Raw genomic sequence first — 23,355 nt, 5'->3', positions numbered from 1 at the left:
GGGAAGGGAACCATCATGAAGCGGTTAGCAATGATTTTCCGGGCCATGTGCCTGGTGGCGGTAGCGTGTTTGAGCGCCAACCTTGCTCACGGGCAGGCCATTGGAGTGAACAGCAGTACGTTGCTGGGTAGCGATCAGCAGGCGCAAGCGATGACGTCGCAGGCGTCGGATGACGATGCAACAGAGACATCGCCGCGAGCCAATTGGGATAGTGGCACCTATGGACCGGTCGACCCTCGGGCGCAGGCCATGGTCGATCCCGATACGCTGCCGCCGTTCGGCGAAAACCTGTTCAGCGGCGGTTTCCGCGGAATGATGGCGGACGGGCTCAATCCCGAGTATCTGATCAAGCCGGGTGACCAGATCACGATTCGGGTCTGGGGCGGGGTCGAGATGGACCGGGTGCTGGCGGTGGATGCCCAGGGCAATATCTTCCTGCCGGGAATCGGACCGCTGCAGGTCCAGGGGATCTCCAACGCTCAGCTCAACGCCAAGGTGCGCGGCGCGATTCAGTCGGTCTATCCGGAGAACGTCAGCGTCTATACCAATCTCCAGGGCGTGCAGCCGGTGGGCGTGTTCGTCACGGGCTACGTGATGAATCCGGGACGCTACTCCGGAACGCCGAATGACTCGGTGCTCTACTTCCTCGATCAGGCAGGCGGCATCGATCAGGCGCTCGGCAGCTATCGACAGGTCCTGATCAAGCGCGGTAACCAGGTCATCAACGTCGTCGATCTCTACAACTTCCTGATCAACGGCGATATCGCCCGTCCCCAGTTTCGGGATGGCGACACCATCGTGGTCGAGGAGCGCGGACCTGCGATCAGCGTCGTCGGCGACGTGCAGAAGAACTACCGCTACGAACTGGTCGGGGATGCGTTGACCGGTCAGGACGTGATCAATCTGGCGCGACTGAAATCCGGTGTGTCCCATGTGCTGCTGCGTGGCAGCCGACCGTCGGGACCGGTCTCGCGCTATCTGCCGCTGGCGGAATTTCGCAGCGCCGAGGTGCGTCGTGGCGATGAAGTGCTGTTCAGTGCCGACCTGCGCGACGAGACCATCGTGGTTCAGATCGAGGGCAGTTACTACGGGCCATCGCGATACGCGTTGCCGCGGGATGCCAAGCTGGGCGAGTTCCTCAATGCGATCAGCGTGCCTCAGGGCATGACCAGCTATCAGGATGTTTCGATCCGTCGGATCAGCGTGGCGGATCAGCAGGCACAGTCGCTGAAGGACAGCCTGCGGCGACTCGAGACCACCTATCTGGGCTACCCGTCCCGCACGGCCAAGGAAGGCGAGATCCAGGTTCGCCAAGCCGAGCTGATCCAGCGATTCGTGGAGAAGGCCTCCCAGGTCAAGCCGACCGGCCGGCTGGTCGTCGCCCGGGACGGCAATGTCGCGGACATCCGGCTGCAGGATGGGGACATCGTCACGATCCCCGAGAACACCGATTCGATCCTGCTGAGCGGCGAAATCATCATTCCTCAGGCAATGGTCTTTACCCCGGGCATGAGCGCCCAGGATTACATCCGGCAGGCCGGCGGATTCACGCCACGGGCCGACGAAGACCAGGTGCTGGTGGTTCATCGCAATGGTGCCGTTCTTCAGGCAGGGCAGACCCAAATGCGTGCCGGCGACGAGATTATCGTCCTTCCGGCAGCGCCGACGAGCAACATCGAACTGGCCTCCGCGATTACCCAGATCCTGTTCCAGGTTGCCGTGGCCACTCGCGTGGCGCTGGACCTGTGAGCGCGTTCGATCGCTGGTCTTTCCGCCTGACGCGCAAGTTGCGCACGGCCCATCGGGGGTAATCCGTCATGGCTATGGATGTTTCAAGACCGGACTCACCGCCGGGCTTTTCCCAACCTGATTTCGCAAGACCGCCCGGCGCGCCTTCGCGCTCGCCGTGGCGGGTGGCCAGAAGCGTCTGGTTCGCCATGTTCATGCGCGAGGCGATCTCTCGCACCATGGCCGATCGCATGGGCTGGTTCTGGATGATCTTCGAACCGCTGGCGATCATCGGGGTGATGGTGTCGGTGCGCGGGTTGTTCATGTCCGGCCGGCATATCGCCGGGGCCGATTACGTGGCCTGGATGGTGGTCGGGCTGATGGGGTTCATGCTGTTCCGCGAGAACATGATGCGTTCGATCGGCGCGGTCGAGGCCAATCGCGGGCTGTTCGCCTATCGCCAGGTCAAGCCGATCGATCCGGTGCTGGTCCGCTGTTTCCTCGAAGGCATGCTCAAGTCGCTGATCTTCATCCTGTTCATCACGATCGGCAGCCTGCTCAAGTTCGAGCTGATGCCGGACTACCCGGTCGGCGCGATGATGGACTGGCTGTCGCTGTGGGCGCTGGGCTGGGGATTCGGGCTGACGCTGTCGGTGCTGGGCGATCTGGTGCCGGAAATCGGCAAGGTGGCACGGATCCTCAACCTGCCGCTGCTGCTGCTTTCCGGCGTCATCTTCCCGGTGCTCTACGTGCCGCATCAATACCGGGAATATCTGCTGCTGAATCCGATCGTGCACGGCCTGGAGAGCATGCGACTCAACTTCTTCGCCGGCTACCACACGATCGATGGCATCGATATGACTTACCTGTGGCTCTGGGCGCTGGCGTCGATTTCGCTGGGGCTGGTCCTCCACCTGCGTTTTCGCGATCAGCTGAAAGCGCACTAGGAGATCTGCCCACATGATCGAGATCCGCAATCTTTACAAGCGCTATCACAACCATCACGGCAGTCAATGGGTGCTCAAGGACATCAGCCTGACCATTCCCTCCGGGGTCAGCGTGGGGCTTCTGGGCCGCAACGGTGCGGGCAAGTCGACCCTGCTGCGACTGATCGGCGGCATGGATTCGCCGGACCGGGGCGAGATCATTCGCAACAGCCGAGTCTCCTGGCCGATCGGTCTGGCCGGCGGTTTTCAGGGCTCGATGACCGGCCGCCAGAACGTCAAGTTCGTGGCTCGCATCCACGGAGCCGAGGAGGAGATCGAACGCGTCGTCCAGGAGGTCGAAGCCTTCGCCGAGATCGGCAACGCCTTCGACGAGCCGGTCAAGACCTACTCCTCGGGAATGCGTTCACGCCTGGCATTCGGGCTGTCGCTGGCCTTCGACTTCGACGTCTATCTCTCCGATGAAGCGACCGCGGTCGGCGATCGGGCTTTCAAGGCCAAGGCCAAGGAGGCGTTCAAGGATCGCATCGGCCGGGCCAGCCTGATCATGGTGTCGCACGGGGAGGGCGTGCTGAGGGAGTTCTGCGAGGCAGGCATCGTGCTGGAGCAAGGGCAGGCGAAGTGGTTCGACGATATCGAGGAGGCCATCAGCGCCTACCACGAGGCGACCGACGGCAAGAAGACCACGCCACCCAAAGTGCCTGCATCGCTATCCGAGGCGAAGCAGCAATTGATGCAGGCCAATCTCGAGTTCGAGCAGGCGCGGCTCGACTACCAGATATCCAGTGACGATCCCGCTCGGAACGATCCCGACGATGCGCTGCGATGGCGCATGGAGGAGTCCCGGGAGCGGATGCACGAGGCGCGCCGTTACGTGCAGCAGTTCCAGGCTCAGGCGAAATCCAAGCCTCGGAACCGCCCGGCCAAGGCGTCGAACAAGCCGACGACTCCGAACAAGCCTGCGGCCTCGAACCAGACTACGACTTCGAGCCAGGCTACGACTTCGAACAAGACTACGAAAAAGACAGGTCGCCCATGAACAAGCCATCTCAAGCCAAAAGATCATCGCGGTTTCGCAAGTCGTTTCACTGGGTCGTGTGCCTGATCGCGATCATCGTCGTGTCGCTCTACTGGGCGCTATGGGCCAGCGACCGCTATGTCTCCCATGCCAACGTGGTGCTCGAGAGCCCTCAGCTCGCGTCGCCGACCTTGAGCGTGAGTTCGCTGCTGAGCGGCGGAGCGACCAGCAATCTCGCGGACATGCTGCTGCTGCGCGATTACATGCGCTCCGTGGACATGCTGAAGCTGCTCATCGATGAGGCGGATTTCCGCAATCACTATGCCAATTCGGGCGCCGACTTCTTCAGCGCGCTGAGCGACGAGAACGCGCCGCTGGAGGAGCTGCATGACTACTTCCTGTCGCGGGTGTCGATAGAGCTGGACGATTACGCCGGCGTGCTGCGAGTCGATGTGGAAGCCTTCGATCCGGAGGAAGCCAACAAGATCGCCCAACTGCTGCTCGACGAGGGCGAGCGTCACATGAACCTGATGGGGCAGCGTCTGGCGGAGGAGCAGGTTCGCTTCCTCGAACAGCAGGTCTCGTTGCTGGAAGACAAGTTCCAGCAGACCCGTGATGCACTGCTCGACTATCAGAACGCCAACGGCCTGGTCTCGCCGACGGGCACGGTGGAGAGTCTGAGCTCCGTCGTTTCTAGTCTGGAAGGGCAGCTTGCCATCGCCAAGGCCCGCAAGAGCGCACTGGCCAGTTACCAGAGCGTTCGCTCGCCGGAAATCGTGCGCGTCAATAGCGAAATCAAGGCGCTTTCCGATCAGATCACCCAGGAACAGGGCCGCCTGGCTCGGCAGTCCGGCGATGCGCTCAACAGTATCTCCTCGGAATATCAGACCTTGATGCTGCGCGCCCAGTTTGCTCAGGAGAGCTACTCCGGGGCGCTGGGAGCGCTCGAAACGACACGCATCGAAGCGGCGCGGAAGTTGAAGCAGGTATCCGTGCTCCAGACGCCGACGATGCCGGAATACCCCGAACAGCCTGAGCGCCTCTACAACTCGGTGGTATTCGCCGTGATCGCGCTGTTCATCACGCTGATCATCAACATGCTGATCCTGATCGTGAAGGACCACCGCGACTGATCCAGCAGATCCGGCCGCGGCCCCGGCTGTCTCATGCCACGGGCCCGGCCCGCTGCCGGAAAGCCATACCACCCCGGACAGATCGCACGATTCAGTCGGTCTTTCCAGTCGATCTCTTCCGTAGATCGATCTACCCGCTATTCAACAACAGGCTCGACGGGGGAAGCACCATGAGCATGACATTTCTGGTAACAGGTGGCGCCGGGTTCATCGGCTCGGCAGTCGTGCGCGAATTGATCGAGCACACGCCACATCGCGTCATCAATGTCGACAAATTGACCTACGCGGGCAATCCGGAATCGCTCGCTCGCGTCGACAGCGACGAGCGTTACGAATTTCGTCTGGCCGACATCTGCGATGCGGCGGCCATGGCCCGGATCTTCAACGAGTACCGGCCGGATGTGGTGATGCATCTGGCTGCGGAGAGTCACGTGGATCGCTCCATCGATGGGCCGGCGGCGTTCATCGAAACCAACATCGTGGGGACCTACGTCCTGCTGGAAGCGGCACGTAGCTACTGGAAAGGGTTGCAGGAGAGCGACCCCCGCAAGGCAACGACGTTCCGGTTTCACCATATCTCCACCGACGAGGTCTATGGCGATCTGCATGGCGTGGACGAGCTGTTCACCGAAACCACGCCATACGCGCCAAGCTCGCCCTACTCGGCCAGCAAGGCGAGCTCCGATCATCTGGTTCGCGCCTGGCACCGCACTTTCGGTTTGCCGACGCTGGTGACCAACTGTTCCAACAATTACGGGCCGTTCCATTTCCCGGAGAAGCTGATTCCGCTGACGATCCTCAACGCGATGGCGGGTCAGCCGCTACCGGTTTACGGCGATGGCAAGCAGATCCGTGACTGGTTGTTCGTCGAGGACCACGCGAGGGCGCTGGTTCTGGTCGCCAGCGAGGGCGAGATCGGCGAGACCTACAACATCGGTGGTCATAACGAGAAGCAGAACATTCAGGTAGTCGAGACCATCTGCGAACTGCTCGAGGAGCTCGCGCCGAAGAAGCCGGAAGGTGTCGCTCACTATCGCGACCTGATCACTTTCGTGACCGACCGACCGGGGCATGACCAGCGTTACGCGATCGACGCATCCAAGATCCAGCGGGAACTCGATTGGACCCCCAGCGAGAACTTCGAGAGCGGCATGCGCAAGACCGTGCGCTGGTTCCTGGAGAACGACATGTGGTGGCGCCGGGTGCAGAACGGCAGTTACCAGGGCGAGCGTCTGGGAGCGACGGCATGAGCATGCTGATTCTGGGAGGCAACGGGCAGGTCGGCTTCGAGCTGCAGCGCGCGCTGGCCCCGCTCGGGCCGTGCGTCGCGCCCGGGCGCCAATCACTCGATCTGCAGGATGCCGCTGCCGTCGCTCGGCTGCTCGATGAGCATCGGCCGTCCCTCATCGCCAACGCCGCTGCCTGGACCGCGGTCGATGCGGCGGAGACGGCGCGCGACGAAGCCTTCCGGCTCAATGCCGAGTTGCCGGCTCAGCTTGCCGACTACTGCGCGTCGCACGGGGCCAGACTGGTTCACTACTCGTCGGATTACGTCTATCCGGGGGATGGCGACATTGCCTGGCAGGAGTCCAGCAGCAGTGGACCTCTGTCCGCCTACGGGGAGAGCAAGCTGGCGGGTGACGAGGCGATCCTGGCCAGTGGCGCGGAGGCGCTGATCTTCCGTACCAGCTGGGTCTACAGCGCACGCGGTCACAATTTCATGAAGACCATGTTGCGTCTCGCCCGCGAGCGCGAAGCGCTGAGCATCGTTGGCGATCAAATCGGTGCGCCGACGCCAGCCCGGCTGATCGCCGAAGTGACCTTGCTGGCAGTGAAGCAGCAGACGGAAGGACGCCTGGCCTCTGGCCTTTATCACCTCGCGCCGCGTGGTGAAACCAGCTGGCACGGCTTCGCGCAGGCGATCTTCCAGCATGCCGAGGTACTCGGGGAGACCCTGCGGGTACGACCGGATCAGGTGGCATCGATCGCGACCGCGAATTACCCCACTCCCGCTCATCGGCCGCTGAATTCGCGACTGTCGCTGGAGAAAGTCGAGCAGGCGCTGGGTATCACGCTGCCGGATTGGCAATCCCAGTTGCAGCTGACGCTGGCGGAGCTGCTCGAGGGCGCATAGCGCGCCGATCATGGCTGTTCCATCGCTTCGTAACTGTTCCATCGCTTCGTAACTGTTCCATCGCTTCGTAACAGAGTCCCTTGTCACAGGGGTAACTCTTATACCGTTATCTTGAATGTCTGAATCGATCCTCGCATCGAAAAGGAGCTCCACCATGGCACGTAAAGGCATCATTCTCGCCGGCGGTTCCGGCACACGCTTGCATCCGATCACTCAGGGCATCTCCAAGCAGCTGCTGCCGGTGTATGACAAGCCGATGATCTACTATCCGATTTCGGTGCTGATGCTGGCAGGGATTCGCGAGATTCTGATCATCTCGACGCCGTCCGATCTACCGCAATATCAATACCTGCTGGGCGATGGCGCGCAATTCGGGGTACGTTTCGAATATGCCGAACAGCCGTCTCCCGATGGTCTGGCGCAGGCGTTCCTGATCGGCGAATCGTTCATCGGCAGCGACTCGGTCTGCCTGGTGCTCGGCGATAACGTCTTTCATGGGCAGCACTTCTCGGAGCAGCTGATGCGGGCCTCCGACATGCAGAAAGGGGCAACGGTCTTCGGCTATCTGGTCAAGGATCCGGAGCGCTTCGGCGTGGTGGAATTCGACGCATCGGGCAAGGCGCTGTCGATCGAAGAGAAGCCGATCAAGCCGAAATCCCCTTATGCGGTCACCGGCCTCTACTTCTACGACAACGACGTGGTCGAGATCGCCCATCAGGTCAAACCCTCCGAACGCGGCGAGCTGGAAATCACCAGTATCAACAACGCCTACCTGGAGCGGGGCGATCTGCGCGTCGAGCGACTGGGCCGCGGGTTCGCGTGGCTCGATACCGGCACGCACGACAGCCTGCTGGAAGCGGGCCAGTACGTACAGACGATCGAACATCGCCAGGGTCTGAAGGTCGCCTGTCTGGAAGAGATCGCCTGGAACCAGGGCTGGATCGATGACGCGCTTCTCACCGAGCGTGGAACCGCGCTCAAGAAGACCGGTTATGGTCAATATCTGCTCAAACGTCTCGAAGACGCCCAGCGCGGTGCAACGCTGACCGAAGCTGCGGTGGCCGGCATCCGCGGCAATCGCTGATTGCTGTCCCTCAGTTCAGCCATCACCTCAACCATTGCCTCAGCCATCCACCCAGCCGAAGAGGCGGACGACATGAATTACGAAAAGTTGGCTATTCCCGAGGTCGTGCTGATGACACCGCGTGTGTTCGGCGACGAACGCGGATTTTTCCTCGAAACCTTTCGCCACAGTGAATTCGTCGAGCACTGCGGCGATCATCGGTTCGTCCAGGATAACCACAGCAAATCCGGCCAGGGCATTCTGCGGGGGCTGCACTATCAGCTGCAGCACCCGCAGGGAAAACTGGTACGGGTCACGCGGGGCGAGGTCTATGACGTCGCGGTGGATCTGCGTCGCAGTTCGCCCACCTTCGGCCGTTGGGTCGGCGCGCTGCTGAGCGAAGACAATCGCCAGATGCTGTGGGTGCCGCCGGGATTCGCCCACGGTTTCTACGTCACCAGCGAGGTCGCCGAGTTCCAGTACAAGTGCACGGACTACTATGCGCCGGGCGACGAATACAGCCTGCACTGGAACGACCCGCAATTGGCCATCGACTGGCCGCTGGTGGGCGACGAACCGGTAACGTCCGACAAGGACGAACAGGGCAGCTCGCTGGCCGACGCGGCGACGTTTGCCTAGAGCCGACGTTTGCCTGAAGCCGACGCTTGCCTAATGCCAATGCTACTGAGACTTGACCGAGCTGCCCCTGTGGGTGGCATCGCGCATTCATGGGGATTTCTCGAATGAAGATTACCGTTTTCGGTACCGGCTATGTCGGTCTGGTCACCGGCACCTGTCTGGCCGACGTAGGCCATGACGTGGTGTGTGTCGATATCGACCGAAACAAGATCGAGCGTCTGGTTCAGGGAGACATTCCCATCTATGAGCCCGGCCTCGAGTCGATGGTACTGCGCAATGTGGAAGCCCGGCGTCTGCGGTTCACGACCGACGCCGGCATGGCGGTCGAACATGGCGTGCTGCAGTTCATCGCCGTCGGCACGCCGCCGGACGAGGATGGCAGTGCCGATCTGCAGTATGTGCTGGCAGTGGCATCCACTATCGGTCAGTACATGAACGGCTACAAGGTCGTCATCGACAAGTCGACCGTGCCGGTCGGTACGGCCGACAAGGTTCGGGATCGTATCGAGAGCGTGCTTGCGGAGCGCGTCGCAGATGTCCCCTTCGATGTCTGCTCCAACCCCGAGTTTCTCAAGGAAGGCTCGGCGCTGGAGGACTTCACGCGTGGGGCTCGTATCGTGGTGGGTACCGACTCGGACCGCGTCAGCGATCTGATGCGCGAATGCTATGCCCCTTACAACCGCAACCGCGAGAAGCTGATGTTCATGAGCGTGCGTGCGGCGGAGTTGACCAAGTATGCCGCCAACGCGATGCTGGCGACCAAGATCAGCTTCATGAACGAAATTGCCAATCTGGCAGAACGTCTTGGCGCAGACATCGAGGACGTTCGCCGCGGCATCGGTTCCGACCCGCGTATCGGCTACCACTTCATCTATCCGGGCTGCGGCTACGGCGGCTCCTGCTTTCCCAAGGACGTCCAGGCGCTGGCGCGTACCGCCAGCAAGGTGGGCTACGAAGCCGAGCTGTTGAAGGCCGTGGAAGCGGTCAATAAACGTCAGAAATCGACGCTGTTCGAGAAGCTCTCTCATGCGCTGAATGGCGAGCTCGAGGGCAAGACGATCGCGGTATGGGGGCTATCGTTCAAGCCGGAAACCGACGACATGCGGGACGCCCCCAGTCGCACCCTGATGGAAGCGCTGTGGGCACACGGGGTCACGGTACAGGCCTACGATCCGGAGGCCATGAAGGAGTGTCGCCGCATCTACGGTGAGCGGGACGATCTGATCCTGGTGGCAGACCGTATCCAGGCGGTCAAGAAGGCCGACGCGCTGGTGATCTGCACCGAGTGGAAAGAGTTTCGCACGCTCGATGCCGAGTGGATTCGTGGCCAGTTGAGCACGCCGGTGGTGATCGACGGTCGCAACCTGTTCGATCCGCAGACGATGGCGTTGGCAGGGGTGGATTACTACGCCGTAGGCCGAGGCAAGACCCTGAGCACTTCGGCTCCGGTCTGACGTCGCCTCTCTCGCTTCCTCCCGCCAGAGACATTTCATCGACGATCCATGGCTCGGTGGCACCACTCGAACGGGTGCTGCCGGGCCGATGTATGGCGGAAAATGAGCTAAATCGTTTCTATTGAGTAAGTCTAATACCGTCGTAGATGAAGTTTTTAATGTTTCCTTGGCGCCGTTAATTCATGGAAGCGTGGATGGTGAATATCGATGAGTAAATTCATCTTCACCAAAAGCCGGGGCACGATTAACCTGACTAAAGTCTTAACGCTAGTTGCTTCGTTACCGATGGCAAGATCGCAGTTCTGTCGTGCTCGATATTTCTGGTCCTGCATGCTTTGTCGGTTAACGGCGACGTTCGTTTTTTGGGACGTCTCTATATTGCCTTAACCGTCCCGGTTTTCGAACCTGGGAACAATGCCCGGTTCATGACGACGAAGTTTGACCAGTATCGGTCTTAGAAGATATCGGTCTTAGAAGAAATGACTTATTGAAATAGGTTTTGAGAGCCGATTCCATATGCTGGCCCTGGTTTCATTTAAATGACATTGAGTTCCTGGTCATTGAGTCTCGAACTCATTGATGTCGAATTCATCGAATGCCGAGTCATTGACGAACAAGATATTTTATTCCGGCATCATGGTGCCGCAATCACAAGTATATAACGTCAGTATTGCAACCTATTACATCGACAGACGAGGCGTCACCATGCAAGCCAAGAGCCGGGCACTATATGAATTCGGGGCGACCTTCCTTGGACCTGCCCTGCACGTTTATGCAGAGTCCATTGAAGCCGAGGCCGAAGGTCATCTGCCGGTATGTCTGGCGCGCGAAGGATGGTGTTTTCATCGCCTGCTGACTCGCCTTCAGCGAGAGTCTTCGATCGAATTGCAGCACGACCCCATTTATCTGCGCGTCTCCAGAACGCTGTTGTTCCGCGCCATGCTGGGATCCGAGACGATCACCCCCATGGCCCTGGGCAACGATTTCTCGGGCAGCGTTCTGGATCTCATGCGCAAGAGGTTCGGTCTTCAGCTGCACGAAATATTCGCAGCGTTACCGTTCGAGCTGCTTCGCTTTCAATGCGAGCTCCCCAAGGACAGGGAGCTGGTTTTCCAGTGGCTGACTCCGCACCTGCAAGCCTTGAAGACGGTGGTGTCCCCGACCCGGAAGGCGTTAGTCGCCTACCTGGAGCGATCGGGGTTGATGGATCCAGACAAGCGCCCTTTGATGCTGGATCTGGGGTATTCCGGCACGATCCAGAAGATTCTTACCCATATTCTGGAGCGTGACACGACCGGACTTTACTTCATCGCTACCAAGCCGGGCGACGCGGAGATCAGCGAACATCATGCGCTGTTGAAGGGCGTCTTCCATGAAGGGGTGGGCTGGCGAGAAGGGTGCATCATGCTCGAACGCTCTCTACTTTTCGAATGCCTTTTGACCGCGCCGCATGGCCAGATGGTCGATATCCGGCAGAAAAGCAACGGAGAGTTCGAATACTTCTACGGCCGCCAGGCGGCAACGCAGCGTCATTTCCAGGACTTGAAGACGCTCTTCGACGGGGCGATCGATCACGTCGTGATGTGCCGCCGCCACGGCGTGAATTATACGCCGGCTGACGTCCAGGGGCTCTATGAGGTCTTCGCGACCCGACCCAACTGTATTCCGCACGATGTTTGGCATCTTTTCAGTGTCGATGATGACATCACCGGCAACGGCATCGTCAATCCGATGCAAATGTTTGCAATATAAATCAAGAGGTGGGGGCCCACATGAAACCGACGGGAAAGATGATATCGCTACTACCGTGGCTATTTCAGACCCAGTTCGCCAGTCAGGCACGCAAAAGGCGCCTGGCGGCCGAGGAGGTCGTGGGGATGGACGACAATATCGTCGTGTCGGAGAAGGGTATCGAAGACCAGCCAGGCAAGGAGCCTGCGCTCGATGACAGGCATCTGGTCACGGTGACCGAAACTGTCGTGGTGGCAGACGGCGAAGCGGTCAATGACGACCTCTCTCCGGTGGATGATTACCACCGCGGAACTGGCGATGCCAGCGGCGAGCGGTTGATGGGCTTGCCTGCTGGTCTGGCTCCTGCCGCTGGCGTCGGGGAAATGGCGGAGCCAGGTATCGCTGCGCCGGCGGCTGACACGCCAGAAACCGATCGCTCGGGAATCGACGGTTCAACAACAGCAGCATCGGAAGTGGTCGAGCCCGAGATCGTCGAGCCAGAAATCGTCGAGCTCCCGCTGGGAAACACCGCCCGAAGCGGTGGCGCCCACGCCGCCATGATGAGTCAGGCCTTCATGGATTCGCTGAACACTGGCCTGTTCGATCCCAAGTGGTATCAGGCTACGTATGGCCTGCGTTTTTCGACCCAGCGAGAGGCGTTCGACGATTATCTTCGCAAGTCTCGCTTCGCGCCGGTCAACCCTTCGCCGCGTTTCGACAGCGAAACCTATCTGCGAATGTATCTCGATGTTTTCCACGCCCAGCAGAGCCCTCTTCAGCATTATCTGCTGCACGGACGCAGCGAGGGCCGCAAGCATGTGCCGGCAACGGTGCGCTGGTTCCCACGGGAAATCGTCAGCCCAGCCAAGACGCTGACCCGAGCGGCTGGCGAGTTGAAGGTCGCGCTCTGTCTGCATGTGTTCTATGTCGATTTCCTGGATCGATTTGCCAAGGCGATCGAGCGCTTTCCGGTCACCGTCGATATCTATCTCACGCTGGCGGATGCCAGCTTCGAGACGCGAGCCAGACAGGTATTCGGCGAGCACCCGCGGGTGACCAAGCTGGAAACCCGGATCGTGCCCAACCGTGGGCGCAATTTCGGTCCGGTGCTGGTGGAGTATGGTCAGGCGCTTCAGGAGTACGATCTGTTCTGCCATCTGCACTCGAAGAAGTCGCTCTACTCCGGCAAGGAGCAGACGCAGTGGGCGGAATACCTGATCGAATATCTGCTGCGTGACACATCCGTCATCACGCGCTTGTTGAACGCCTTTGCCGCCGACGACTCCCTGGGGGTCTATTACCCGACCACGTTCTGGATGATGCCTTCCTGGGTCAATCACCAGACCATGAACAAGGGCTTCATGCGCGAGTGGCAGGAGAAGCTCGGCATCGACCATATCCCTGAATTCCTGAGCTACCCGGCGGGCGGCATGTTCTGGTCGCGCCCCGAGGCCATGAAGGGGGTTCTGGATCAGACCTGGACCTACGAGGATTTCCCGGAAGAGCCGTTGCCCAACGACAACTCGATGCTCCATGCCCTCGAGCGCGTTCTGGGGCCGTTGGCCGAACATCACGGTTTCCGTCAGCTGTTCTTCTATCCGCCCACGGGCCAGTTCACCACCGACAACGGTTACATCACCGCGAGCTATCACGGTCGGCTCGAGCATCACATCGCCAGCATTCAGGCCCATGCCTGCATCAGTTTCGACGTCTTCGACACGCTGGTGCGCCGTGAGTACACCGTTCCCGATTACGCCAAACTGAAGTTGGGCAAGATGCTGGCCGAACAGGGCCATGTGCCCTCCGCACAAGCGTTCGTTCGGCTGCGCAACGATGCCGAGTCGACGCTGCGTCGGCGCGCCAACTTCCAAGGTGACGTTCGTATCGAGGCCGTCTACGACGAGCTGGCCGACCAACTGGACGTGACGCGGTCAGTCGCGCAGCAGTGGATGGAGCTGGAGTACGAACTCGATCTCGAGATGATCCAGCCCAAGGACGAGATGGTCGAGCTGTTCAACCATCTTGCCGCCCAGGGACACATTCTCTGGGTCATCTCCGACAGCTACTACAACCGCGAACAGGTGGGGTTGATGCTGCGCAAGGCCGGCATCGCGGCGGCGTATCGGCTGATGGTCTCCAGCGAAGAGCAGGCGCGGAAGGATAACGGTTCGATGTGGGTCAAGGTGAAGCAGGACCTGGCCAACGAGGGCATCTCCCGTCATCTGCATATCGGCGACAACGTGGTGGCGGATGCCCAGATGCCCGGCGATCTCGGACTGACGACGTTCCACATTCTGCATCCGATGGACAAGTGGGCGGCTTTGGGTTTCCCGCCGGTCCTTCATGGCGAGGACGCGCTGGATGAGATGCAGATACTCAAGTGGGGGCGTCTGATCAACGAGGTCGGAAGAAATCCGTTCATCGGTGAGTGACGCCCGCACCTGCCTCCGGATCACGCAGGGGCGGGTCGCCAGGCAGTTGGCCAACAAGCGCGCAGGCGGGGATCCACTACCGATTTCCGATGCCGGTTCAGCGATGGTTTTAGAGGTCGAGGGGGAAGCGTGACAGCCGATTCAAAGCGCGCGGCGTTTCGTGCCACGCCGGACATCTGTTTCACCGCCCTCATCATGGTGCGGGGCGAGAGCGATATCGTGTGGTCGTCGCTTCTGCACCATGCGCGGCTGGGATTTCATCGCCTGATCGTTATCAGCTATCTGGATCACGATTTCCTCCGCCAGTGTATCGACAAGCTGCGCGATGACTTCCCCGGCATGGAAGTCGATCTGGTCGAACTCGAAAGCCAGGGTCATTTCGGACGGCGCAAGGCCTTTTACGTCAATCGGGCACTGTCGTTGTTCATCGATCCCAAAATGGAGAATTACGTCTACTGCTTTGACGCCGACGAGTTTCTGTCTCTGGGGATTTACCCCTCGATTGGCACCTTTTTCGCGGCGTTTACCGCCGGGCTGGCGAGCGGGGCCCACGACGGGACGGTAGGGGACTGCTTTCCGCTGCCGTGGCTGAACCTGATTCCACAGCGTCATCAGTACGACGAGCGGGATCTGGGAGGGCAGTTTCTCGAAGGCGATTATCTCTGCGTCGATACCCGCCAGAACAGCCGCCACAAGGTGCTGTTCCGCAAGCGCCCCGGGACGCGTGTGCATATGGCCTATCACCAGGCTTACGCGGGAGAGAAGGACGTCCCCATGCTGCCCGATTCCGAAACGCTGGCATTCGTCGAGGCGAGCGGGGCCTGTGTCTATCACGTGCCGTTACGCAGCCTGAGCCAATTTCGGGATCGGCTGGAAGGGCCCATGCGGCGAGTGATGAGCCAGTCGGGGGTGAATCCCGCGCCGGCGCACGCCGAGCTGCCTTTCGATATCGCCGATGCCCTGTTTTCGGCGTGTACCGCCAGTCAGCCACGATTCGCCAGTCTTGCCGAAGCGGCAGATGTCTTCGGCGAAGCCATTACCGATAGAAAGATCCGGGCCATCACTCGATTCATCTACCGCCATCGAGTGAACGTCGGCCCGGTTCTGAGCCCGCGAAATAGTCGCTGAGCTCGTGTTGCCTGGGAACTAACGCCAATGATTTCACGTATTGCCAATCATCCCCGTTATCGCTACGCCATCGCCGCCATCGTCAAGAACGAGCGGCCGTATCTGGCCGAGTGGATCGCCTATCACCGGCTGATCGGCTTCGAGCACTTCTATATAGCCGATCACGGCAGCACCGATGGTACCGATCTGCTGTTGGCGAAATGGCAACGTCAGGGTTTGGTGACCGTTCAGCATTGGGTGCCCGAGGAGCGAGCGCAGACGCTGTGGTATCAGCATGTGCTCGAACACCATGGACGCGAAGTCAGCTATCTGGCGTTCATGGACGCCGACGAGTTCCTGGTGCATCCCCATTGCGACCGACCGCTGGAGTGGCTGGCACCGACCCTGTCCGCCAACGATGTGGGCGCCGTGGCGATCAACTGGCGGATATTCGGTTCGTCGGGCATGCGCTTTCGCCAGCCGGGAGGCGTACTCGAACGCTTCAGCATGGCGAGCGACAGCGAGCGGGTCGTCAACTGCCACGTCAAGTCGATCGTCAAGCCGTCGCTGGTGGTGTCGATGACCGCCCATACGGCCGAGCTGAAGCCCGGCTATCGCTACCTGACCGCCGATGGTCAGGAAGCCGCATTTCTGGATGACAAGGTGACATCCGGCCGTACCGATCGGGTGATCGATACGCCGCTGAAGATCTATCACTACAACATCAAGTCGTACGAGGAGTTCGTCGATACCAAGATGTCGCGCGGTCGCGCCAACATGGGGCCGGCCCACTCCCGTGACCTCGATTACTTTCGCAATCACGACATGAACGAGGCGTGCGTTCGCTTCTCCCCTGAGCTGTTGAGCCGGTTGCGCCAGGCGAGTCGTGAACTTGCCCCTGACATGACCGCGCCCTCACGCCAGCCCTGCTTCTTCATTCACATTCCCAAGACCGCGGGAACCAGTTTTCGATTGGGCGCCAAGGCGTATCTCGGCGAGGGCCAGGTCTGGCACGACTATGGCGAGACTCAGCGCGAGACTGCGCCCATGGTGGCGCGCTGGGCCTACGAGCGGCGTGACGTGTGGCGACTGTGGCAGATCGTGACCGCGCAGAACGTGCAGCTGCTGGGCGGCCACGTCAAGGTGGAAAAATATGGTCACCTTGCCGGCCTGCGCCACTGTTTTTCGTTCGTGCGCGATCCCTTGCAGCGTCTCGCATCCGAATACCACCACTTCGTGCGGCATCACGGTTACCAGGGCGCGTTCTCGGCGTTCTACCGACGCCACGACATGATCAATCGCCAGAGTCGATTTCTCGAGTCGACGCGCGTCGAGGCGCTCGGGTTCGTCGGGCTCACGGAACGGTATACGGAATCCCTGGCGATCCTTAACGACCTGTATGGCTGGCAGATTCCCGGCAGGGCCGAAAACCTGGGGCATGCATCCGTCGACCACGTCTACGACATCGATCCGGCCGACGAAAGTGCCTTGCGCGAACTGAACGCTGAGGACTTCAGGCTTTATCAGGATTGCCAGCGCTTGTTCGAATCGCGTCTGGCCCTTTTCCGGCAGGGCATGCCATTCGTTCATGGCGCGATACAACAGTGCGTGGCCGACAAGGTAGTGGGCTGGGCGTGGTGGGCCGCCGACGACAGTCCGGTCGAGATCGAGGTCTGGGTCAACGATCGCAAGATCGGCCGCACGCTGGCCAACGCGCTACGCCCCGGCATGCTGCGATGGGGCGCCCCGCGCGGCGCCTATGTAGGCTTCCACCTGCCGCTGCAAGCCGTGCCAGGCGACATCGTCGACTGTCGCGTGACGCTGACTCAGCAGTCGTTGGGTCGGCACCGGGTGGCACGAACCGCTTCACTTCAACCCGTGCTGGAACCGTGAGGGAGATGCTCATGCAGACCTCTGTGCCGGCTGGGGCGGACGCCCGAAATTGGATGCTCTGGCGCGGCTTGAAGCGCTCCACCCGGATCGTCTGTTATCCGCGACTGAAGCCTCTCTACCAGCTCGAGCGATTGGTTGAAGGGGAGATGGACGAGTCTCGTCAGTACCTCTGGCGTTCGACCGGTAACGACCCCCAGTTTGCCTGGAAGCGTCATTTGCCGTTGCCGGGCTGGAACATGCTGGAGGTCACCATCCGTCATGATCAGCCGAGCGGTGCCGTGCGGTTGTACGTCGATACGGGCCGTGGCTTCAACGAAAAGGAGAGTTTCTATCTGATGCTCAGGCCGGGACGCACCGCCAAACGGCTCTGCTACATCGGCTCGGGGGTCAGGGGAATTCGTTTCGATCCGCTGGAGAGCGAAGGCTGCTTTGCCGTCGATCACCTGCGGCTGGTGTGGCTGAGCCCGTGGTTCGCTCACGACCGTCTGGTTCAGCGGCTGGCCAATCTGCACGGCGAGTGGCTGGAGACCCCCAAGGCGAGGGTCCTCGCACAGCTGAAGCAGCGTGCCAGGGAGCAGCACGTCCACTGGCGAGCGCTTGCGCTCAGGCAGTACGAGGAGACGTTCGTTCGGCTCTGCCCGCGCAAGAGCTATCGCCAATGGCTGACGCAGCAGCCCGTATTGGCCTCCGATCAGATATCACGGCGTCTGGAGAACTTTTCCTACCGACCGTTGATCTCGATCCTGCTGCCGACGTATGACCCGGTTCCCGAGGCGCTCGAGCGTTGCATCGAGTCGGTGCTGGCCCAGCACTATCCGCACTGGCAGCTGTGTATCGCCGACGATGCCTCGACCGATCCGCGGATCCGGGAACGGCTTTCCCGTTACGCCGAGCAGGATCCCCGCATCGACCTGGTGTTGCGCCCGGTCAATGGTCATATCTGTGCAGCCAGCAACAGCGCGCTGGCATGCGCCGACGGCGAATACGTGGCGCTGCTCGATCACGATGACCGGCTCGTGCCGGAAGCGCTCTATCACGTCGTCGAGACGCTGCAGCGTCAGCCTGACGCCGAGCTTCTGTACAGCGACGAAGACAAGGTCGACGGGTTCGACGAGCGCTACGATCCGCACTTCAAGCCGGCCTGGAATCCCGATCTGCTGCTGGGACAGAACTATGTCAACCATCTGGGGGTGTACCGAACGGCGAGAGTCAGAGCCGTCGGCGGCTTTCGTGTGGGCTTCGAGGGCAGTCAGGACCACGATCTGACCCTGCGTTTCACGGCAGGGCTGGCAGCGGATCGTATCGTGAGGATCCCCCGTGTGCTGTATCACTGGCACGCCGGCCAGGGCTCCACGGCGACCGCGGCCGTCGAGAAGAGCTATACCGCCGAAGCGGGCCTGCGCGCGGTACAGGATTATCTGACGCGGCAGGCAACGGGGGCCCGCGCCGAGCCGGGCAAGTTCCCCAACACCTACCGCATCCGTTGGCCGATCCCCGATCCGGCGCCGCTGGTGAGTCTGCTGATTCCCACTCGCGATCAGGTAACGATCCTGCGGCCCTGTATCGAGGCGCTGCTCGAACGCACGCGTTATCCGCATCTGGAAGTGCTGATCCTGGACAACGGCTCGACCTGCCGAGAAACCCTGGATTTTCTTGACGAAATCGTCAGAGATCCCCGGGTTCGCGTGCTCCGCTGGCCGCACCCGTTCAACTATTCGGCGATCAACAATTTTGGCGCGCGTCAGGCGCGCGGCGAGATTCTGGGGCTGATCAACAACGACATCGAACCGATCAACGAGGACTGGCTGGAAGAGATGGTGGCCCAGGCCTGCCGCGAGGAGATCGGTTGCGTCGGGGCCAAGCTCTACTACCCCAACGGCACGATCCAGCACGCCGGGGTGCTGCTGGGAGTGGGCGGCGTCGCGGGTCACGCGCACAAGTATTTCTCGCGCCACGAACCCGGTTACTTCAGCCGGCTGCACCTTGCCCAGAATTTCTCCGCGGTGACCGCGGCCTGTCTGGTGGTGCGCAAATCGCTGTTCGATTCAGTCGGTGGGTTCGATGAAGCCAACCTGGCGGTCGCGTTCAACGATGTCGATTTCTGTCTCAAGGTCCGCGAGGCGGGTTATCGCAATCTGTGGACGCCGTTTGCCGAGCTCTATCACCACGAGTCCGTTTCCCGAGGCGCCGACGACACCAGTGCCAAGCGACTGCGGGCGAGCCAGGAGGCCAACTACATGCGCCGCCGGTGGCAACATCGACTGTTCGACGATCCGGCCTACCACCCCAGCCTGACACTGACTTACGAGGACTTTTCGCTGCGCTGAGTCGCGGTGGAAAGAATGAAATCCAGCCTACGAGGGGACTGATCATGAACTATCCGCGCTGGGTGGTTTTGAGTGATGGAACCTGCCCGACCGAAGATATCTACTTCCTGAAATCGGTGGCACCGTGGCTGCAATCACGTGGCATCGAGGTCAAGCGTATCGACACCAGCTACTGGCGACTGCCGGTGATGTGCATGCCGTGGCTGGTAGGCGAGCTTCGCAATGCCCACGTCCTCGTCTGCAGATCGCTCAACGGCGCCTGGATCTCGTGGCTGGAAGACAACCGTCATCGCGTGGCCACCATTCGCTATCTGATCGATGACGACATCGATGCCGCTGCCCTGGACGAACAGCTGCCGGAGACCTATCGGCGCCGGATGTCGCACGTGGCGTCACACCTGCAGCCGCGCTTGCTGGCGATTGCCGACGAGGTGATTGCCTGTTGCGAACCGCTGGCGAAGCACTTCAGCCGTCGTCACGATTCGGTCTCGCTACTGGCGCCTTCATTGATCGCGCCGATGCCGAACCACGATCACTTTTCGATGCTGGCACCGCGGGTCGGATTTCACGGCTCGCGGGCGCATCTGGCCGATCTCGAGAACATCACGCCGGCGCTGGTCGATATCCACGAGCGCAACAAGGCGCTGACGTTCGAGATCATGCTGGGGGGATTTTCGCCGGTCTCGCTGCGAGGGTTGCAGCGGGTCCGTACCCCCAAGCCTCTGGGCTGGCGGGCCTTCCAGCGCTATCGCGACCGGCAGCGCATGCATATCAGTCTGACGCCGATGCGCGATACCCCGTTCAATGCCGGCAAGACCTATATCAAGTTCCTGGACAACGCGGCGATGGGAAGCGTGGGGCTATACAGCGCGCGCTCGCCCTATCGGGAAATCGTCTCGCAGGGGGAAGACGGTCTGCTGGTCGAGGATACGCCGGAAGCCTGGCGTTCGGCGATGCAGCAGTTGATCGACGATCCGGCGGCCGCGCGGCTCATGGCTCAGAATGCGGCTCGCAAGGCGCTCGATATCGGTAACCCGGAAAAGGCGCGCGCCTTCTGGTGGGTCAGGCGCTGAAACCGCGACGGCGAGACGAATGCCGCGAGCCTGATCTCGCAGGGATGATGATGGCAAATGTTCCCGATCTACGTCGCCGCGACGGCGACAAGAACCTTTAACGTTGACAGGAAACTTCACGATGAAACTTGAATTTACCGCCATCACCATGGTCAGGGGAGAAGAGGATGTCGTCTTCGCCTCGTGCCTGCATCATCTGCGTCTGGGGTTCGACCGGCTCATCCTGATCAGCCACATCGAGCACGATTTTCTGCGGGATTGCGTCGCCGAACTGCGAGAACGCTATCCCGAGAAGGAGGTCGCTTTCGTCGAGATCGAGGACGAGCAGGGCTTTTCCAGACGCAAGGCCGACTATATCAACGGGGCGCTCGAGCTCTATCTGAAGAAAGACTGCTACAACGTCGTCTACGGATTCGACGCGGACGAGTTCCTGACGTTCCGGAAGGGCCATACGATCAAGGATTTCTACGCGGCGTTCGCCCAGCGCTTCCCGGGAGAGGAGAACCTGAAGCGCTTCTACTTCCGACTGCCGTGGATCAACGTGATCTGCAAGGAGCGCATTGCCTATCAGGAAGATCTCGAAGGCAAGTTGCTGGACGCCGAGTACTGGTCGCTGGGTGAACAGGCGTCGGATACCAAGGCGCTTTTCGTCTATCGCCAGTCTCATCGGCTGCATATGGGCTATCACTGGCTGATGGCCAAGCAGGATGGCACCGTGCTGGAACCGGAATCCGAACTCATGGACTTCGCCCGGGAGTGGGAGGCCTGCATCTATCACTTGCCGCTGCGCAGCGTGGAGCAGTTTTTCGCCCGGATCGGCAACTACGTTTCCAGCGCTGCGAAGCAGGAGAAGCACAATCGCCTGAGCCAGTTCTTCATCGATAACCCGCACATCAATCGGCAGCATTTTTTCGAGATGTGCATTGCCCCCGAACCGACCTACCCGAGTTATGAAGCGCTCAAGCAGGATATGGGCCCGGCCATCGAAGAGATGGTGTTGATGGCATTCACCAAGTTGATGGTGAAGCCTCGTATCGATATCGGACGAGCGTTGCTGTCGGCCAATCAGTAGGCCTCGCATCGACAGGGCCGATACCCGAGTGGATATCGGCACGCAAGTCGTGATCGAAAGGAGAGCGCTGGCAACGACCAGGCGGCCGGGTGGCATTCACCTGGCCGCTTGTCGTTGGCAGGGGGCGTTGAATGGTCTATCTGCTTGGTCTATCCGATGGGGCTAGCCGAGCCGTCTGTTCGAGCGGAATCGATTCGAACGTATCGGCGACGTCAGGAGGCGACCGGGAGACGGGAATCCCACAGCAGTCGCTCGATCGGGGAGACGTTATCGGTCAGATGCGACACTGCGTTGACCACGGCGAGATCGATGCCTTCCCGACTGAAGAACCCGCCGTTGATCTGGGTGGCGTGGGTGAGCACTTTGGCAAAGCTTCGAAACAACCGCCTGTCGGGGCTGATGGGGTGGCGCCAGAAGTCATCCAGCGAGCTGGGTGAGATGAGCCCGGGCATGCGATAGATGGCCTGGCCGAGCACCACAGTCGGGCACTCGCTCTCGATCGCCATGAGGCCTTCGCTGCCGTTGATCGTGACCAGGCCCGACGCGTGCTCGATCAGCCGGTTCAGATCGCCTCCCGGCATGACGATCAGCCGGTCGCCAATCTCGGTTTCCCGGGCCAGACCCCGAAGGCGTCGCGCATCGCCCGACGAGAGGTCGCCTGCGCGGTCGATGACGACCAGCCGCGCACGTCCCGGGGCAAAGCAAGCGAAGGATCGGATGACGCGCTCCAGCGCTTCCCAGCGGTCGGCAAGGGACGAGTGCCATCGAATCCGCGGGTCCTCGGCGGGCTGCAGCGGGAAAAGATAGAACGGTCCGCCTTCGCCGATCAGCTTTCGGCAACGCTCCAGGGATCGGCGTCGATTCAGCGCCACGAGCTGCCTGAAAGTGCCGGGTGAGTGGCTGGCCCCGGGCAGCCTGGCATGGCCGCGGGTCTGCCAGAACATCACTGGATTGACGAGCTGTGCCAGGTGATAGCCGACATCATGCGCGGCGCGAGTGGTAAACGTCTGGCGAAAGGGGCGGGGCGGCAGAGCGTGGGGAATGGTCGGGCCGACACTGTGATACCACTCCGGATCCCGCGGAAGCAGTGAATAACCGTTGGCGCCCTCACGTTCCAGCGTGACCCAATGGGGGTGGAGATAGCCTGCCTCCAGAACGTGGCTACGTATCCCGCGCCGGCGGGCAACGGGGATCACGGCTCTGTGGGCGAGGCGGCAGTCGTCGAAGGCGACCTGATCGGTAATCTCGTGACGGCGCCACAGCTCGACAATGAACTCCCCCAGCATGGGCCACGGGTCACGAAAGGTCTCCGTCAGTTTCCCGTGCCAGATGGCTTGATCGCCGGTGCTGAAATTGACCTTGACGACCTTGTGGCCATCATCGGTGAGCCGCTGCCCGAGCTGATTGAAGAACGGGGAGCGGGGGCCTTGCAGGAACAGGAAAGCTCGCCTGGCCGGAAACATCGTGTCGATCCCTTACTGCGTCGATCTCTCCAGCGGCGATTCTTCCTGCATGAAGAGAAAGGCATTCAGGAATCGGCTGTCGTCGACATCGTTGTGGGGAAAACGCTTCAATGTCCTTCCCGGAGGGAACCACGGATTCGGGGG

At 60.9% G+C, this 23,355-nt stretch carries 17 protein-coding genes; 16 read left to right on the top strand and 1 reads right to left on the bottom strand.

The annotated features are described in order from the left end of the window. The first annotated feature begins 15 nt into the window (after positions 1 to 15). The 16 genes from BTW07_RS13655 to BTW07_RS13580 all read left to right on the top strand — a co-directional run bounded on the left by BTW07_RS13655 (position 16) and on the right by BTW07_RS13580 (position 21,748). A complete protein-coding gene (locus BTW07_RS13655; protein WP_232823711.1) occupies positions 16 to 1,749 on the top strand; it encodes a polysaccharide biosynthesis/export family protein in 1,734 nt (577 codons plus the stop codon). A 68-nt stretch (positions 1,750 to 1,817) separates the two neighbouring features. After that, complete coding sequence (locus BTW07_RS13650) at positions 1,818 to 2,675, top strand: ABC transporter permease (RefSeq protein WP_244158367.1); 858 nt, start codon at positions 1,818 to 1,820, stop codon at positions 2,673 to 2,675. Between the two features lie 13 nt (positions 2,676 to 2,688). Further along, positions 2,689 to 3,711, top strand: a complete 1,023-nt coding sequence (locus tag BTW07_RS19430) for an ABC transporter ATP-binding protein (protein ID WP_083941870.1) — start codon at positions 2,689 to 2,691, stop codon at positions 3,709 to 3,711. Then, positions 3,708 to 4,823, top strand: coding sequence for a KpsE/RkpR family capsule polysaccharide export protein (locus tag BTW07_RS13640; protein WP_075570725.1), 1,116 nt, complete (start codon positions 3,708 to 3,710; stop codon positions 4,821 to 4,823). Before BTW07_RS19430 ends, BTW07_RS13640 begins: the two co-directional genes overlap by 4 nt. A gap of 176 nt (positions 4,824 to 4,999) precedes the next feature. Beyond that, positions 5,000 to 6,073, top strand: a complete 1,074-nt coding sequence (rfbB, locus tag BTW07_RS13635) for a dTDP-glucose 4,6-dehydratase (protein WP_198651205.1) — start codon at positions 5,000 to 5,002, stop codon at positions 6,071 to 6,073. Further along, the gene (gene rfbD, locus BTW07_RS13630; protein WP_075570723.1) at positions 6,070 to 6,957 is read left to right on the top strand and encodes a dTDP-4-dehydrorhamnose reductase; all 888 of its coding nucleotides are present in this window, start codon (positions 6,070 to 6,072) and stop codon (positions 6,955 to 6,957) included. Before rfbB ends, rfbD begins: the two co-directional genes overlap by 4 nt. Positions 6,958 to 7,111: 154 nt before the next feature. After that, a complete protein-coding gene (gene rfbA, locus BTW07_RS13625; protein ID WP_075570722.1) occupies positions 7,112 to 8,041 on the top strand; it encodes a glucose-1-phosphate thymidylyltransferase RfbA in 930 nt (309 codons plus the stop codon). Between the two features lie 72 nt (positions 8,042 to 8,113). After that, a complete protein-coding gene (gene rfbC / locus BTW07_RS13620) occupies positions 8,114 to 8,659 on the top strand; it encodes a dTDP-4-dehydrorhamnose 3,5-epimerase (RefSeq protein WP_075570721.1) in 546 nt (181 codons plus the stop codon). Between the two features lie 104 nt (positions 8,660 to 8,763). Next, positions 8,764 to 10,113: a UDP-glucose dehydrogenase family protein gene (locus BTW07_RS13615; protein ID WP_075570720.1), complete on the top strand. Its 1,350-nt coding sequence runs from the start codon at positions 8,764 to 8,766 to the stop codon at positions 10,111 to 10,113. Between the two features lie 579 nt (positions 10,114 to 10,692). Continuing rightward, a complete protein-coding gene (locus tag BTW07_RS13610; RefSeq protein WP_208605410.1) occupies positions 10,693 to 11,865 on the top strand; it encodes a hypothetical protein in 1,173 nt (390 codons plus the stop codon). Between the two features lie 20 nt (positions 11,866 to 11,885). Continuing rightward, positions 11,886 to 14,276, top strand: coding sequence for a rhamnan synthesis F family protein (locus tag BTW07_RS13605; RefSeq protein ID WP_208605409.1), 2,391 nt, complete (start codon positions 11,886 to 11,888; stop codon positions 14,274 to 14,276). A gap of 129 nt (positions 14,277 to 14,405) precedes the next feature. Next, positions 14,406 to 15,404, top strand: a complete 999-nt coding sequence (locus BTW07_RS13600; RefSeq protein WP_075570719.1) for a glycosyltransferase family protein — start codon at positions 14,406 to 14,408, stop codon at positions 15,402 to 15,404. A 27-nt stretch (positions 15,405 to 15,431) separates the two neighbouring features. Beyond that, complete coding sequence (locus BTW07_RS13595; RefSeq protein ID WP_075570718.1) at positions 15,432 to 17,276, top strand: glycosyltransferase family 2 protein; 1,845 nt, start codon at positions 15,432 to 15,434, stop codon at positions 17,274 to 17,276. Positions 17,277 to 17,287: 11 nt separating this feature from the next. Then, a complete protein-coding gene (locus BTW07_RS13590) occupies positions 17,288 to 19,603 on the top strand; it encodes a glycosyltransferase family 2 protein (RefSeq protein ID WP_158025882.1) in 2,316 nt (771 codons plus the stop codon). 44 nt (positions 19,604 to 19,647) lie between these two features. Next, positions 19,648 to 20,676, top strand: a complete 1,029-nt coding sequence (locus BTW07_RS13585; RefSeq protein ID WP_075570717.1) for a glycosyltransferase family protein — start codon at positions 19,648 to 19,650, stop codon at positions 20,674 to 20,676. Between the two features lie 121 nt (positions 20,677 to 20,797). Further along, positions 20,798 to 21,748 carry a glycosyltransferase family 2 protein gene (locus BTW07_RS13580; RefSeq protein WP_075570716.1) on the top strand — a complete coding sequence of 317 codons (951 nt, stop codon included), beginning with the start codon at positions 20,798 to 20,800 and terminating at the stop codon, positions 21,746 to 21,748. Positions 21,749 to 21,960: 212 nt separating this feature from the next. Here BTW07_RS13580 and BTW07_RS13575 read toward each other — a convergent pair whose 3' ends face one another. After that, a complete protein-coding gene (locus tag BTW07_RS13575; RefSeq protein WP_075570715.1) occupies positions 21,961 to 23,211 on the bottom strand; it encodes a capsular polysaccharide export protein, LipB/KpsS family in 1,251 nt (416 codons plus the stop codon). Positions 23,212 to 23,355: the final 144 nt, after the last annotated feature.

It is taken from the genome of Salinicola socius, assembly GCF_001937195.1.
GTDB lineage: Bacteria > Pseudomonadota > Gammaproteobacteria > Pseudomonadales > Halomonadaceae > Salinicola > Salinicola socius.
The sequence above is the reverse complement of the archived record's forward strand: the minus strand, read 5'-3'. Positions and strand labels throughout refer to the sequence as shown.

Coding starts and splice junctions, on each gene's coding strand:
- BTW07_RS13655 (WP_232823711.1), top strand. CDS start 16: ATGAAGCGGTTAGCAATGATTTTCCGGGCCATGTGCCTGGTGGCGGTA.
- BTW07_RS13650 (WP_244158367.1), top strand. CDS start 1,818: ATGGCTATGGATGTTTCAAGACCGGACTCACCGCCGGGCTTTTCCCAA.
- BTW07_RS19430 (WP_083941870.1), top strand. CDS start 2,689: ATGATCGAGATCCGCAATCTTTACAAGCGCTATCACAACCATCACGGC.
- BTW07_RS13640 (WP_075570725.1), top strand. CDS start 3,708: ATGAACAAGCCATCTCAAGCCAAAAGATCATCGCGGTTTCGCAAGTCG.
- rfbB (WP_198651205.1), top strand. CDS start 5,000: ATGACATTTCTGGTAACAGGTGGCGCCGGGTTCATCGGCTCGGCAGTC.
- rfbD (WP_075570723.1), top strand. CDS start 6,070: ATGAGCATGCTGATTCTGGGAGGCAACGGGCAGGTCGGCTTCGAGCTG.
- rfbA (WP_075570722.1), top strand. CDS start 7,112: ATGGCACGTAAAGGCATCATTCTCGCCGGCGGTTCCGGCACACGCTTG.
- rfbC (WP_075570721.1), top strand. CDS start 8,114: ATGAATTACGAAAAGTTGGCTATTCCCGAGGTCGTGCTGATGACACCG.
- BTW07_RS13615 (WP_075570720.1), top strand. CDS start 8,764: ATGAAGATTACCGTTTTCGGTACCGGCTATGTCGGTCTGGTCACCGGC.
- BTW07_RS13610 (WP_208605410.1), top strand. CDS start 10,693: ATGTCGAATTCATCGAATGCCGAGTCATTGACGAACAAGATATTTTAT.
- BTW07_RS13605 (WP_208605409.1), top strand. CDS start 11,886: ATGAAACCGACGGGAAAGATGATATCGCTACTACCGTGGCTATTTCAG.
- BTW07_RS13595 (WP_075570718.1), top strand. CDS start 15,432: ATGATTTCACGTATTGCCAATCATCCCCGTTATCGCTACGCCATCGCC.
- BTW07_RS13590 (WP_158025882.1), top strand. CDS start 17,288: ATGCAGACCTCTGTGCCGGCTGGGGCGGACGCCCGAAATTGGATGCTC.
- BTW07_RS13585 (WP_075570717.1), top strand. CDS start 19,648: ATGAACTATCCGCGCTGGGTGGTTTTGAGTGATGGAACCTGCCCGACC.
- BTW07_RS13580 (WP_075570716.1), top strand. CDS start 20,798: ATGAAACTTGAATTTACCGCCATCACCATGGTCAGGGGAGAAGAGGAT.
- BTW07_RS13575 (WP_075570715.1), bottom strand. CDS start 23,211: ATGTTTCCGGCCAGGCGAGCTTTCCTGTTCCTGCAAGGCCCCCGCTCC.